At 44.6% G+C, this 11,564-nt stretch carries 15 protein-coding genes; 10 read left to right on the top strand and 5 right to left on the bottom strand.

The features are described from left to right. Window positions 1-68: 68 nt before the first annotated feature. A complete protein-coding gene (locus AAB400_05000) occupies window positions 69-1,133 on the bottom strand; it encodes a Fic family protein (protein ID MEK7649235.1) in 1,065 nt (354 codons plus the stop codon). A 568-nt stretch (window positions 1,134-1,701) separates the two neighbouring features. On the opposite strand from AAB400_05000, the gene tsaD reads away from it, so the two are divergent. The 4 genes from tsaD to AAB400_05020 all read left to right on the top strand — a co-directional run bounded on the left by tsaD (window position 1,702) and on the right by AAB400_05020 (window position 5,111). Continuing rightward, window positions 1,702-2,742 carry a tRNA (adenosine(37)-N6)-threonylcarbamoyltransferase complex transferase subunit TsaD gene (tsaD, locus tag AAB400_05005; GenBank protein ID MEK7649236.1) on the top strand — a complete coding sequence of 347 codons (1,041 nt, stop codon included), beginning with the start codon at window positions 1,702-1,704 and terminating at the stop codon, window positions 2,740-2,742. A 4-nt stretch (window positions 2,743-2,746) separates the two neighbouring features. Continuing rightward, complete coding sequence (gene tsaE / locus AAB400_05010) at window positions 2,747-3,202, top strand: tRNA (adenosine(37)-N6)-threonylcarbamoyltransferase complex ATPase subunit type 1 TsaE (protein MEK7649237.1); 456 nt, start codon at window positions 2,747-2,749, stop codon at window positions 3,200-3,202. A 59-nt stretch (window positions 3,203-3,261) separates the two neighbouring features. After that, the gene (ruvB, locus tag AAB400_05015; protein ID MEK7649238.1) at window positions 3,262-4,293 is read left to right on the top strand and encodes a Holliday junction branch migration DNA helicase RuvB; all 1,032 of its coding nucleotides are present in this window, start codon (window positions 3,262-3,264) and stop codon (window positions 4,291-4,293) included. Window positions 4,294-4,370: 77 nt separating this feature from the next. Next, entirely contained in the window at window positions 4,371-5,111 is a 741-nt protein-coding gene (locus AAB400_05020) for a helix-turn-helix domain-containing protein (GenBank protein ID MEK7649239.1), read from the top strand. A gap of 492 nt (window positions 5,112-5,603) precedes the next feature. On the opposite strand, the gene AAB400_05025 is transcribed toward AAB400_05020, so the two are convergent. Then, window positions 5,604-6,434 (bottom strand): polysaccharide deacetylase family protein, encoded by an 831-nt coding sequence (locus AAB400_05025; protein ID MEK7649240.1) that lies wholly within the window; start codon window positions 6,432-6,434, stop codon window positions 5,604-5,606. Window positions 6,435-6,492: 58 nt separating this feature from the next. Here AAB400_05025 and AAB400_05030 point away from each other — a divergent pair, with 58 nt between their 5' ends. The 4 genes from AAB400_05030 to AAB400_05045 are packed head-to-tail and all read left to right on the top strand — an operon-like array spanning window position 6,493 to window position 8,909. After that, the gene (locus tag AAB400_05030; protein MEK7649241.1) at window positions 6,493-7,176 is read left to right on the top strand and encodes a thioredoxin domain-containing protein; all 684 of its coding nucleotides are present in this window, start codon (window positions 6,493-6,495) and stop codon (window positions 7,174-7,176) included. Then, entirely contained in the window at window positions 7,127-7,600 is a 474-nt protein-coding gene (locus AAB400_05035) for a vitamin K epoxide reductase family protein (protein MEK7649242.1), read from the top strand. Before AAB400_05030 ends, AAB400_05035 begins: the two co-directional genes overlap by 50 nt. Before the next feature lie 24 nt (window positions 7,601-7,624). Continuing rightward, entirely contained in the window at window positions 7,625-8,545 is a 921-nt protein-coding gene (locus AAB400_05040) for a hypothetical protein (GenBank protein ID MEK7649243.1), read from the top strand. A gap of 7 nt (window positions 8,546-8,552) precedes the next feature. Next, a complete protein-coding gene (locus AAB400_05045; protein MEK7649244.1) occupies window positions 8,553-8,909 on the top strand; it encodes a hypothetical protein in 357 nt (118 codons plus the stop codon). A gap of 6 nt (window positions 8,910-8,915) precedes the next feature. Here AAB400_05045 and AAB400_05050 read toward each other — a convergent pair whose 3' ends face one another. Further along, window positions 8,916-9,290 (bottom strand): hypothetical protein, encoded by a 375-nt coding sequence (locus AAB400_05050; GenBank protein MEK7649245.1) that lies wholly within the window; start codon window positions 9,288-9,290, stop codon window positions 8,916-8,918. A 4-nt stretch (window positions 9,291-9,294) separates the two neighbouring features. Beyond that, window positions 9,295-10,257 (bottom strand): hypothetical protein, encoded by a 963-nt coding sequence (locus AAB400_05055; GenBank protein ID MEK7649246.1) that lies wholly within the window; start codon window positions 10,255-10,257, stop codon window positions 9,295-9,297. 157 nt (window positions 10,258-10,414) lie between these two features. On the opposite strand from AAB400_05055, the gene AAB400_05060 reads away from it, so the two are divergent. Then, window positions 10,415-10,879: a hypothetical protein gene (locus AAB400_05060; GenBank protein ID MEK7649247.1), complete on the top strand. Its 465-nt coding sequence runs from the start codon at window positions 10,415-10,417 to the stop codon at window positions 10,877-10,879. After that, window positions 10,870-11,145 carry a hypothetical protein gene (locus tag AAB400_05065; protein MEK7649248.1) on the top strand — a complete coding sequence of 92 codons (276 nt, stop codon included), beginning with the start codon at window positions 10,870-10,872 and terminating at the stop codon, window positions 11,143-11,145. Before AAB400_05060 ends, AAB400_05065 begins: the two co-directional genes overlap by 10 nt. Window positions 11,146-11,195: 50 nt before the next feature. Here the strand turns inward: AAB400_05065 and AAB400_05070 are convergent. After that, window positions 11,196-11,564 (bottom strand): hypothetical protein (locus AAB400_05070; protein MEK7649249.1); only part of this gene is annotated, 369 nt, incomplete at its 5' end.

Genomic DNA, 11,564 nt, shown 5'->3' on the forward strand with positions numbered 1-11,564 from the left:
TAAATGACAAATTGGGTGTTCCAATAGTATAGTAAATAATGAAATTTTAATATTGAATATCAAGATCGTTAAGGGTTCTTTTTTACTGCATAATTCTGCACCGCGAATTCGTACTGGCTGATGAATATGTTTTTCATCGGCATAATAGAATTTAATTCATAAAAAACAAGTGTCGCTTCACGGTATTCATCTTCATCAACGCTTCTGTAGGAAGGCGGTGTACATGAATTCGCGAGTAGCAAAGCATTTGCCATGAGACGACCCGTACGCTTATTGCCATCATGAAACGGCTGAATATAACTTATCCCGAGGAGGGCTATCAAGCCTCGGGCATAGGGTGTTTGCATGTACGATGCTGCCCTTATAAGACTTTCTATGGCATCGTTGATTTGATGAGCATTATCAAGTGGACGGTATCGTGATCCTGTGATACCAACTGCATGGGTCCGCACCCCAGCGTCGACATCCAGATCCTTCACAAGAAGTGCGTGCAGCTCCTCCAGATTCGTTCGTGTCAATGTTTTGAAGTGCGTGGGATTATTCCAAATAAAAAGAAAGGCATCCTTATGATTAAGGATCATATGAGCCTCTTGTTTGTTGTGACCTGGCGCTTCTTTATTTTCCAAGAGCAACTTCTCTGTATCAAGGAGCGTATAGGTATTACCCTCAATTTTAGAAGATTTCCACGAGAGTTCAACGATAAGTCGCTCGAGTTCTTTTTTTTGGAGAGTTTGCGGCAGTCCAATGATCCCTTTGCCATATTCGGCACTTACCGCCTCAAGCCTCTGAAGTTCTTCATTCGTGAAAATGTCAGATGGCATGGAATGGAAGAGATCAAAATTATAGCCGCTCAATCCATACCGCTTATCAGGGTCAAGCGCAATATATTGGCGAGCATCAATCTCGGAAAAAAGGCGAGCAGGAGACATGATCGCATACTGCGTAGAGCGCCCGGCACCAGTTACCTTAAGAAGCCCGGTCTCTGCCATTTCGGATACCATTCTTTTGACAGTAACTAAAGAAATATCATGTCCGTTTTTTTTAAGTTCATTATGGATATCAGAAGAACTCATCCGCTCATTTCGGAGAAAAATATTGATAACTTCCTGGTATTTTTTTGCTATTTTTTCCATATTCGTATCATTTATATAAGTTAATCGTATCATATTGATACGATTAGTGCAAGTACGTGTGTATTGCTTATCCTTTCTTTTCGGAATAAAAAAAGCCCCGCGAGCTGCCTATCTGAACACTTACGATATTTGGTCGGGTTCAGGTATTTGGCGGCTTTTGGGGCCAGGGGATGGGGGGAGATGGCGCGGCTCTGCCGGCGTCATAATCGCATGGTATGTCTCCTTTCCCTTGAGATTTTTGGGCTGGGTGCCTATGCTCTTTTGCTGTTCAGTGACAGCGCAATTACACAGACTCCCAGCCACTAACGATAACGACCCTTACCGTCGGTGAACCAATTAAACTGGACTGCGGCGGAAGCTTCAATTCGGAGATATCGGTTTTTACGCCAACACTCTAGTTTCCATTTCCAGCAGCCACTGATCCTTGGGGACGAACGGTAGGTATCTTCACGTGAAAGCAAGTATAGCACAAAAACCCTATTTTGTCAATGGTTTCCTTTACACATCGTATGGTTATAAGAAAAAAGGCTTTTCATATTGATGAAAATGTGGTATTCTGTGCCATACTATGCGTCTGACTATTCTTGGTATTGAATCCTCTGCGGATGAAACAGCAGGCTCTCTTATTCGTTTTGAAAAGGGCAGCTTTCGGGTTCTTTCAAATGTAGTTGCCTCCCAGGTGGCTATTCATGCTCAGTATGGTGGCGTTGTTCCGGAAGTTGCCGCGCGCAACCACATTGCGGCAGTAATGCCTGTTATCAAGGAAGCTGTTGGGAAAAAGATTCCTGATGTAATAGCAGTGACGGCAGGCCCCGGTCTCATTACGTCCCTTCTTGTAGGAGTCCATACTGCGAAAGCCCTTTCGTATTTGTGGGGCGTGCCCCTGGTTGGCGTTAATCATATCGAGGGACACTTGTATGCAAATTTTTTAAAACCGGAACTATGGCAAAAGCGTGCACAAAAAATATTCCCTGCCGTTGTTCTTATTGTTTCAGGCGGGCATACCGAGCTTATTTCTATGAAGGGGCATGGGAAGTATGCATTACTTGGAGCAACGAGAGATGATGCTGCCGGGGAATGTTACGACAAGGCTGCTTCGCTTCTGGGTTTGCAGTATCCGGGCGGTCCTGCCATTGACCAACTTTCTTCTGAGGGCGATCCTTCGCGTTTTTCCCTGCCGCGTCCCATGATTGAGAATGGTAATTATGAATTCAGTTTTAGCGGACTCAAGACAGCAGTACTTTATTTGACCGAAAAACTCAAAAAAGAAAAAAAGTTTAATCGACAGGCGCGCGCTGATGTGGCCGCATCGTTTCAACAAGCAGTAATTGATGTACTTGTTGCCAAAACAATCGCGGCTGCGCGCAAAACATCGGCGAAGACGATTTTGTTGGGTGGTGGTGTTGTGGCAAATGCGCACTTGCGCTCTCGCATGCAGGACGCGGTACATTCATCGCTTCCAAAAACTACTTTTTCATACCCTGACTTAAAGTATTGTACGGATAATGCCGCAATGATTGCAATGGCTGGATATTTTCATGCAAGAAAAAAGGAGTACACGGCATGGAGCACACTTGATGCGATGCCCCAATGGGAGCTGATTCGCTAATGCTATGGACAAGAGAACCATTATCTTGCGAGCAGGAAAAAAAGTGATTACACATACTGCTGTCACGCTTAAGCAAATCGCCCGCATAGTTCACGAGATAGCTATTCATCTTCATGGAGGAGATGTTATCGCTTTGCAGGGGGAGTTGGGAGCCGGAAAAACAACATTTACACAACTCCTTGCACAAGAGCTTGGCGTGCGCGAGCGAGTTGCGAGCCCCACGTTTGTTATAATGAAAATCTATTCAGTGCGAAACAGGGAAGCTCGGATGGGTGGCATACGACATCTCTGTCATATTGATGCATACCGACTCACTTCCTCTGCCGAGCTTTATGCGATAGCCGCCGATGAATATATTGGACGGCATGATGGTATTACTGTTATTGAATGGGCAGAGCGTGTGAAAAAGCTTATTCCTCCAAAAGCTATTTGGATTGACATACAGCATATCGATGATTAGGTTTTCTCTCCCAAGGGATTGCTGGAGGCGTGCTCCTGTGCTAGGTTGAACTATATTCTATGTACGACGAAATACCCAATCTTTCCCTGCCAGAAGAACAGGGTTCTGATGAAGCGCATTTTGACATGCAGCTTCGTCCCTGTTCGCTTGACGAATACATTGGCCAGGAACAAATCAAAGAAAGCCTCGGTGTATTTTTGCAGGCGGCGAAGCAGCGCGGCGAGCCACTTGAACATGTGCTTCTTTCCGGACCTCCGGGATTGGGGAAGACAACATTGGCGCACATCATCGCTAAAGAAATGGAAGCTGGTATTCGCGTGACATCGGGTCCGGCGCTTGAGAGGACGGGTGATTTGGCCGCTATTCTTACCAATCTGTCCGATGGAGATATTTTGTTCATTGACGAAATTCATCGCTTACCCAAAACCATTGCCGAGAGCTTGTATCCTGCAATGGAAGATTTTGCATTTGATATTATTTTAGGTAAAGGCCCTGCGGCGCGCACTGTGCGGTTGAATGTTCCGCGATTCACGCTTGTGGGAGCAACCACGCGCGTGAGTATGCTGTCTGCGCCATTACGTGACCGGTTTGGTAATGCGCTCCATCTGAATTTTTATACGATGCAGGAAATTAAAAAAATACTCATTCGTTCCGCGCAGATTTTAGACATAGCCCTTGATGATGAAGGCGCAGACATGACCGCATCTCGCGCGCGCGGGATTCCCCGTGTTGCAAATCGCCTTCTCAAGCGCGTACGCGATTATGCGCAAGTGAAAGGAAACGGCACTATTGATGCAGCCATCTCGAGACATGCGCTCGAATCGCTCGGCATAGACCATTGCGGACTTGATGCGCTTGACCGAAAGATTCTCGTGACGATTATTGAAAAATTCGGAGGCGGCCCCGTAGGGTTGAATACTATTGCGGCATCGCTTTCCGAGGAAATGGAGACCATCGAAGATGTGTATGAGCCGTTTTTAATGCAGCTGGGATTGCTGCAGCGGACATCACGAGGTAGGCTTGCAACCGATGCCGCCTATGAACATCTTGGCATTGGGCGCGGCGCATCATCTCAAAACCGCTTGCTTTAAAGCATTTATATGCTAGACTTATAGCGTGATGCCCCTAGGTATACAGAGAGGATACCATTCATTTTTAAACACTTTTTATGAATGAAAACGACATATACGCCATATTGAAAGGGCTTGGGTTTGTGGGTAGCGAGGTTAAGACATATTTGGCAAGTCTTGAGCATGGCCCTGCAACAGTTATTGAATTAACGAAAATGACAAAGCTATCTCGTCAGGCAACCTATGTTGTTATTGATTCATTGACAGCACGGGGACTCATGTCGAGCCTTATCAAAGGAAAGAAGCGTTACTACGTATCCGAAGATCCGGAGAAATTACTCGCGTATTCACGGCGGCATGATCTTGAAATGGAAGAGCGTCTTAGAGATTTGGAGCGCGTTATGCCCGAGCTCAAACTCAAGCAATCGGGAGATCGTCCGGTGGTGAAATTGTATGAGGGGAAGGAGGGAATATTCACCATTCTTGAAGATTTAATAACTTCAAAACCCAAGGTGTTTTATGAAATCACAGATTTGGATAGTATAAAAAATATTTTACGCTCCGAAGATCTTATTGAACAGCGCAGGCGAATGAAGAAAGCCGGTATTTCGGGTAAGGGAATTATTTCAGGAGAAACCGAAGGAGAAATTGTCGATGCGCAACGATGTTTTTTGCCTAAAGACGATGCAGGATTTAAAGCAGATATTCTTGTATATAACAATAAAGTAGCTTTTTTGTCGTGCGTTGGGAAATTACCACTTGTTGTTATTGAAAGCGAAGTCATTGCTCAAACAATGCGTATTCTTTTTAACCATGCTTTCAAAGAATTAGGAAAATAAAAAAAGGCGGCTTTGCCTATGCATGGTCGCTGTATTGAGATTTAATCTCTTTTATGGACGCAAGCGTTGCAATCCGGATGATACAGCTATGGCTAGGCGTGCCGCCACAAGGTTACTATGTCTCGAGTAGATTAACTAGGGTGTCGCTAACCTCGGCATGCGATCAGACAACGCCCACCTCGAGCCCCCTTTCTCTTTCCTACCGCTCCACTTTGTGATGTGCCGATATCCACCGCGGGACTGGGATCGTAATCCCTGCGAACCCCCTGTCCGCATCGATTCGCAAAGTGTCTTGAGCGTGCGTGGTAGGAGAAAAGAATTGAGTGCGTGACCCTCCCGACCTTTCCCGACTTAATTCTTGACGTAGGCCGTCTCGGAAAAGCGAAAAAGGAATCACACATCTATTCTATCTCCCCCTAATGTACAATGACTCTTTTCAGGCGCGCTGCCTTTGAGAGTACTAGGGGAGTCTATCACGAGACCCATAAACTGTCAAGGGGTTTTTTGACCAAAAAGATAACTGATTTTTCGCTTGAGTACTGAGCCGGTATCCGATGTTGAAAGCCTCATTCGACGAAGTTCAAATAATGAATGCCGCGAATGAAGAACCCCACCCTTTGTAGAGACAGCCGCAGTATAGCCAGCTTGTTGCACCAAAGTGGCAATTTCTGGTGTGTAATTTCCATATGGATAGCAGAATATCGAGATCGGGTGTCCAAGCTTTTGCTCTAATATGCTCTTACTTTGTTCAATTTCATATCTTGCTTTGTTGGAAGGGAGTTTGCCGAGCATGGGATGGTTGAGCGTATGCGATTCTATTGCAACAAGTCCGCTTCTATTAAGCTCTTTGATTTGGTCCCACGTAACGTAATCAGGAGTACCGACACGATTGATAATGACAAAAAGCGTTGCATGAAATCCGTAACGTTTGAGAAGGGGCCATGCATACGTATAAAAATCTTGGTAGCCGTCATCAAATGTGAGCGCAAATGAATACTTGTCAGGCATCTTCCCATGAGAAAGGTTTGTAGCAAAATCGCTAAGTCGCATGCTTTGGTATCCACTGGATTTGAGATAAAGAAGCTGAGCTTCAAATGCATCCGGTGTTACCGAAAGCCCTTGTGCAAGTTGGGACATATCCGATGTAATGGGGCGGATATGATGGTAGAGAATAATAGGGAAACTCTCAGTCTGAGAGATTGGTGCGGCGAGTTTGTGTTGTGCATGTGCTGGCTGCTGGAGCATATGCAGTACATACCCGGGATTGAAAACAAGTGCAATAAACATGCTTATAGTGCCAAATTTGCGTCCAGATACTTGCATAGCATCGAAAAATATAATAGGATCATGAGATCAACTAGTGTAGACAAAAGCTGCTTCTATGTCAAAAAGAGAAAAAAATAACTCGCTTGTAACAATCGGTATATGGATGGGTATTTTTGTTGTTACCATTGCAGTCGTAGCGGGTCTTGCTATTGCAAGTCAAAAAAAGAGCGAGGTTGATTCTGACAAAAATTCAACAGCATTATCTGAAAGCATTACAGCTCAAGATCATGTGCGTGGCAATCCGATGTCACGTATTACGCTTGTGGAATACAGCGATTTTCAGTGTCCGGCGTGCGGCGCATATTACCCGCTTCTCAAGCAGTTGGATGGCGAATACGGCAATCGTATTCAGACGGTATATCGGAATTTTCCATTGGTGCAAATTCATAAACACGCTCTGCTGGCTGCCCAAGCAGCTGAAGCTGCCGGTAAGCAAGGGAAGTTTTATGAAATGCACGATCTGCTTTTTGAGCATCAAACCGAATGGCCTGAAGCTGCAAATGTCAAAGACACACTTCTTTCCTATGCAGACCAACTGAAGCTTGACCGAGCGCAGTTTGAAAAAGATTTGAACAGCTCCGATGTGCAAGGTAAAATTGATGCCGACCAAAAAAGCGGAAACCGCTCCGGCATTCAAGGTACGCCAACATTTTTTTTGAATGGCGTAAAGATTGACAGCCCTCGATCGTATGATGAATTCAAACAGACAATCGACAAAGCTCTCAGCGAAGGAACATAGTCTTATTGTCGCCGGCTGTGCTGTGGCGTTTTTTGGATTTATCGACGCGCTGTATTTGACCGTCCACCACTATATCGACATTCCGCTTCCCTGTACCATTCTCAATGGATGCGATGTGGTCACAACAAGCGCTTATTCAATGATTGGACCTATTCCTATCGCATCTCTGGGTACACTGTACTATATAGCTGTTTTTTTTGGATTTTTGTTGTATCGAGAAACGGCTAACGTACTCTTTGTGCGCCTCACTGCTGCGCTCATAGCCGGAGCGTTTTCTTTTTCAGCATGGCTTGTCTATCTTCAGGGATTTGTGCTTCATTCATGGTGCCAGTACTGTGTTGTATCAGCATTGTTTACTACCATTTTATTTATTCTTATTAGTCTTTTGCTGTTTTTCATCCGCCCAAACACGCAGCGTGTATGAAAGATGTGATATACTTACAGAACTATGCCGCAACCGAAAATAGAACAACAACAACAAAAACTTGATACAGAGAGTAGGGCGGTTGTCGAAAAAGCCTTGGTAACTAAAGAAAATGTAACTTTTGATCGAGTGCATAGTGCTGCAGATAAGCTTACACAGCGGATGACCGAAAGCAATTCCTCTGCACGAAATCGCTTTAGGGAAAAATCCCCAACGTTTGTAGAAAAAGCAAAAGGTCTTTTTGAAACAATGATTAAGAAAGTAGAAGATGTTAAGGGGCGCATGACCGCATTAGCAGAGAGTGTAAAAGCGCGGTCGCAAAAAGGGGCAGAAACAGGAACAAAAACAGAACAAGCGCTTATTGATATGCAAAAGTCATTTGAAGCAAAGAGTCCTGAAGAGCAAAAGCAAGTACTGCAAAAAGGCATTGAACTCGTTGCTTCATTGAATACAATGATTAAAAGCGGAGATGTTTCGCAAAAGACAGAGGGCGGACGTAGTGAACTGGAACGCGTTCTTCTCGAAGAAAAAATCCCCTTTACCATGCGAGTACCCGTTTCTGATTCCGTAACATTTCGGCGGGCAGGAGGCTATAAGAATGAACAGCAAACATTTTTTAGCGATAAAGACCTTCAAGCATACAAGGGGCGTATGAACGCCGAGGGAGGTGTCATTGTGTTTGTTGATCGAGGAGGAAAGGCTTGGGTGGCAGGTGATTCACCGGAAAACAGAAAAGCTTTAAACGACGCGAATTACTTTACTGAAGAATCAATGAATGTTCCTCTTTCACGCGGTGAGGATCTCTCAGAACATTTTCATGATGAAAGCATGGAAAACTATCAAGTAAAGTGGAAAAGAATCCAAGATATTGCGCGAGCTCGCAGAGAAGAAGGATATGCGCGTGTTCAGCAACAGAAAAACAGTGAACAGCAACAGGCTGCATAGAATTTTTATGAATATAGAAACACTTACAACGCAACTACAATCAAGCGGACTCTTCAATCAGAGTGAAATTTCACAATGGAGCGATCGAATGAAAAAAGAAGGATTGAATAAAGAATTACTTCAAGACACATTGAATGATATCCGGCTACGAGTTGGAATACTCCTTACAACACTCGGAATTACAGAAGAATCATCATTCTATAAAGAGCTTATGGCTGGTTATTATGACGAGCTAAAAAAAATTGGAAGTGAATATCGTGAAGGAGAAGAAGTGCTTGAGCATGAGGCGCATTCTAGTGCAGTCGATACGGACAAAAAGAATGCCGAACAACATATTCAACAAGCCCGGTCGCAACTTACGTAAGAGAAGCTAGAGCGTACCGCTAATGGACTGTCGCGCTGCATCTGCCATGGCAATATCCATGTCTTTTGAAGTACTTTTTTGAATTTCATCAGACTGTGTTTTGAGGTCTTTCGCCTCTTTTTTGAACGTCGTTTCCGCTGCATCAATATCTGCCACCATCGCCTTATGCGCTTCGGCATATTCACTGCTTTTTTCATCAAGTTCAATACCGAGTTCATTGTATTCTGCGTCAACTTTTTGCTGAAGAAGCTGTTTTAATTCTTCTTTAAGTGTATCTGTTAACCCTTCCTGTTGAAGGCGGGTAACCCATGTGCTTTTTTCTTCTTGAGAGAACCCTTCATGCTGGTTGATAAGCGAAACCAATTCTTCGATGGTATTCATAGGGTTATCGAGACAATAATTCAATCATGTTATTACTTAGTGACACTTTCCGTTGTGCCTTCTCAAACTTTGCCTGAAGTGCATCAAGCTTTTGTTCATTGTGTCTTTTAATAAACTCAAACATCTTAACGCCAGCTGCTTTGCGTCCCTGATCTATTGCTGTTTGCAGATTCTGTTGTGCTTCAATACCTTTATTAATAGCATCAACGGCACTATTGAGGGCTTGTTCACGCATTGAGTTAATTTTACCATTAAAGCGATCGCGAGCTCCTGCGATGTTAGTGCGCGTTTGCTGTTCAAGGCGTGAGAGCGCTCCCGAAATGGCCTCATACCTTTTTTGCGCACCATCCATTGTTTGTTCAATTTTTTTTGCGGCAAATCCTGCGGCCGCCTCTACGCCTTCCCCGGCTTTGCGGGCTGCAAATTTTCCAACTTCAGCCCCGACTGCGCCAGCAATGATCCCTACTTCTACTGCAGTTTTACCTGCTTCAACTGCGCCTTTGCCAACGCCGACTGCAAATCTCCCTGCACTTTCCGCGCCGGCTTTCGCAGCAGCCCCTACAGCCTTGATATCTCCTTTTGTTTGATCCCAGTCTTCTTTAACTGCTCCTGCGGCAGCTTTTCCTACTTCTGCCGCTTTTTGGCCAGCAGCTTGAGCTCGTTCAAGCGTTTTTGCCGCATCTTTCTTGATAAATTCTCCTGTAGCTTTGCCTGCGCGGGCAGCAGCAACATCTATGGCGAGAAGAGCCATGCCCTTTTCCTTTAGAAATGATAATCCTTTACCTACCGCACCTTTAACAGCTTCTACTCCTTTAGAAACGGTTGCCTGCGCGCGTTCTGCTCGTTCGCGTCCAACATCACTTAATGATTTTTCCTTGCTTTCTGCTTTTGCTTCTTGAGATTTTGCCGCCTCCACGGCTGGTGGTGCCGCTTTTTCCGCAGTTCCACCTGGTCCAAATCGTGCCATACATATATTGTTATGTTGAATAAATCGTATGATAAGTATATCAAAAAAGGATTGATCGCGCAAGTTGACATTTCCAATACAAGCGGCATACTAGAACGCATGAACACACGTTCTTTTGATTGCAATGCGTAAATCACGGGCAGAGAATGCAGGTACTATGCCAGGACTTTTTGGCAGAGGCGGCAAGAAAGATGCTCCCTCGCGCGTATGGGCGATGAGCGATGTAGCAATAGCCGAACTTCTTGGCGATGCTAACGCTTGCGCCGAACTTCTGGCAGTGCTCAAAAAAGGCGGTGAGCGAAATTTCTTCATACCCTGGTCACAGTGGCCCGCACCTGCAAAAAATCTTGTTCAAGATGTAATGAAGATGATTGAAGCTCTACCTCGGGACTCTCGGCTTTTTCGTGTCTATGTTGTTCCTGATGACGTAGCATCCATGTGCTTTGATTATCTGGAATGGGATGATGGAGCCTATCACTATATGTGCAGAAACTTGATATACGAAGATCGTGTCATGGAAGATGTGCGCAAGCGTCTCTGTTTTGGAATGGATATGATTGAAAAACATTTCAAGGAAACCGGAGAAAATGCTTCTTTCAATGGTGTTGCGCGATGCTACTAAACGATAGTGAATATTTTTCCGACATATTGCGTTCACTTGGATTTGTACGCGCCGATGAAGCAGGACTTTTCCAAACTGATTCGCCGTATGAATCAAGTAGAGGTGCCTTTCTGGCGGGGCAGGTTCTGTGGTTGTGGAGGACATTTGCTGTAGATCAGGCAGGGTGGGTATGGGTTGCCTATGATCTTATCGATCTTACTCCCTATGGATTCAGAAATCTTCTCGATTGTCCCTTCGAAACACATTCACATCCCGGGTTGCACTGACCCCAATACCAAACGGGGTCTTTTATTTTTCGAGAATAAAAAAACCGCACTTATGTGCGGGCTTCCAAAAGCTTTTTGCTAGGCAAAAATACATAGCAAAACGTTGTTATGGTGTATCCAAGTAGGAATAGAGGTAGAACTGAAATAAGTACTGGGTCCTGCATATGATTCGCATACAACAACCAAACAATATTGCCAACGACACCGATAGCAAGAAGTTTTATATCAACAACACCTCGAGATTTTGTAGTGATCATCTCGATAGGTTGCAAATAGAGGGACGTGACGCTCGCCATGCAAAATGCAAAGTAATATTCTTCCGGATACGGAAGGAATACAATACTTGCAAGGAGGATGAGAAGACAGGCGGCAATACCCCATTCTTCACGTGTGAAGCCCTTAAATTTGTATAATCCAAA

It is taken from the genome of Patescibacteria group bacterium (assembly GCA_038065255.1).
Lineage (GTDB): Bacteria > Patescibacteriota > Patescibacteriia > JACQRZ01 > JACQRZ01 > JBBTRI01.

Excerpts from the sequence above, each read along its gene's own strand:
- AAB400_05065 (MEK7649248.1), top strand. The coding sequence starts at position 10,870 with ATGCTACTAAACGATAGTGAATATTTTTCCGACATATTGCGTTCACTT.
- AAB400_05045 (MEK7649244.1), top strand. The coding sequence starts at position 8,553 with ATGAATATAGAAACACTTACAACGCAACTACAATCAAGCGGACTCTTC.
- AAB400_05050 (MEK7649245.1), bottom strand. The coding sequence starts at position 9,290 with ATGAATACCATCGAAGAATTGGTTTCGCTTATCAACCAGCATGAAGGG.
- AAB400_05055 (MEK7649246.1), bottom strand. The coding sequence starts at position 10,257 with ATGGCACGATTTGGACCAGGTGGAACTGCGGAAAAAGCGGCACCACCA.
- AAB400_05020 (MEK7649239.1), top strand. The coding sequence starts at position 4,371 with ATGAATGAAAACGACATATACGCCATATTGAAAGGGCTTGGGTTTGTG.
- tsaD (MEK7649236.1), top strand. The coding sequence starts at position 1,702 with ATGCGTCTGACTATTCTTGGTATTGAATCCTCTGCGGATGAAACAGCA.
- AAB400_05000 (MEK7649235.1), bottom strand. The coding sequence starts at position 1,133 with ATGGAAAAAATAGCAAAAAAATACCAGGAAGTTATCAATATTTTTCTC.
- AAB400_05030 (MEK7649241.1), top strand. The coding sequence starts at position 6,493 with ATGTCAAAAAGAGAAAAAAATAACTCGCTTGTAACAATCGGTATATGG.
- AAB400_05025 (MEK7649240.1), bottom strand. The coding sequence starts at position 6,434 with ATGCAAGTATCTGGACGCAAATTTGGCACTATAAGCATGTTTATTGCA.
- AAB400_05040 (MEK7649243.1), top strand. The coding sequence starts at position 7,625 with ATGCCGCAACCGAAAATAGAACAACAACAACAAAAACTTGATACAGAG.
- ruvB (MEK7649238.1), top strand. The coding sequence starts at position 3,262 with ATGTACGACGAAATACCCAATCTTTCCCTGCCAGAAGAACAGGGTTCT.
- AAB400_05060 (MEK7649247.1), top strand. The coding sequence starts at position 10,415 with ATGCCAGGACTTTTTGGCAGAGGCGGCAAGAAAGATGCTCCCTCGCGC.
- AAB400_05035 (MEK7649242.1), top strand. The coding sequence starts at position 7,127 with ATGATGAATTCAAACAGACAATCGACAAAGCTCTCAGCGAAGGAACAT.
- tsaE (MEK7649237.1), top strand. The coding sequence starts at position 2,747 with ATGGACAAGAGAACCATTATCTTGCGAGCAGGAAAAAAAGTGATTACA.